The sequence below is a fragment of the Mesorhizobium sp. M0040 genome (assembly GCF_040323505.1).
GTDB lineage: Bacteria > Pseudomonadota > Alphaproteobacteria > Rhizobiales > Rhizobiaceae > Mesorhizobium.
In genome coordinates, this window is the sequence record NZ_JAMYVA010000146.1 from 1 (window position 1) to 842 (window position 842).

An 842-nucleotide genomic window follows, 5' to 3' on the forward strand; every position below is an offset into this window, starting at 1 on the left:
AGGCAAAGACGACCGTCGCGCGCGTGCAGGCAAACGGTCGTCACCTCCTCGGGCTCATCAACGACGTACTCGACCTTTCCAAGATCGAAGCCGGCCAGCTCACGCTGGCGATCGAGGACTACTCCGTCGCGCAGATTGTTCGATCGACCGTTACGGCTGTCGAGCCGCTGGCACGAGCGAAGGGTCTCGAGCTTTCAACGACTGTTGCCGAGAAACTTCCAATCGGCCGCGGGGACGAACGCCGTTTGACGCAGGTCCTGCTCAATCTTGCAGGCAATGCCGTCAAGTTCACCGAAACGGGTGCGGTCGACATTCTTGCCGATGCGGTCGACGGGCACTTCGAGATCACCGTCCGAGACACCGGTCCCGGCATCGCGTCCAAGGACCAGGCTCTCATCTTCGAAGAATTCCAGCAGGTCGACAACAGCAGCACCAGGCAGAAGGGCGGTACGGGTCTTGGCCTGGCGATCTCGAAGCGCATCGTTGAAATGCATGGCGGAACCATAGACGTCGAGTCCGTGATCGGGTCAGGGTCGACATTCCGTCTCAAGGTACCAATCCGGGTGAATGAGGACGTGAGGACCGCATGAGCAAACGAATCCTGATGGTGGAAGACACCGAGGACAACCGCCAGATCATCCGCGATCTCATTGCCACCACCGAATACGAACTGATCGAGGCAGCCGACGGCGCCGCCGGCATCGCTGCAGCCGGAGCGCACAGGCCAGACCTGATCCTCATGGACATTCAGCTCCCGGTGATCGACGGGTATGAAGCGGCCCGCCGCATCAAGGCCGACCCGGCGCTCCGGCACATTCCGATTATCGCCGTCACCTCCTACG

At 61.0% G+C, this 842-nt stretch carries 2 protein-coding genes; both read left to right on the forward strand.

The features are described from left to right. Window positions 1–590: sensor histidine kinase (locus tag NKJ91_RS33685; protein WP_352458942.1), on the forward strand; the 590-nt coding region annotated here is incomplete at its 5' end. After that, window positions 587–842: response regulator (locus NKJ91_RS33690; RefSeq protein WP_352458943.1), on the forward strand; the 256-nt coding region annotated here is incomplete at its 3' end. The genes NKJ91_RS33685 and NKJ91_RS33690, both read left to right, overlap by 4 nt.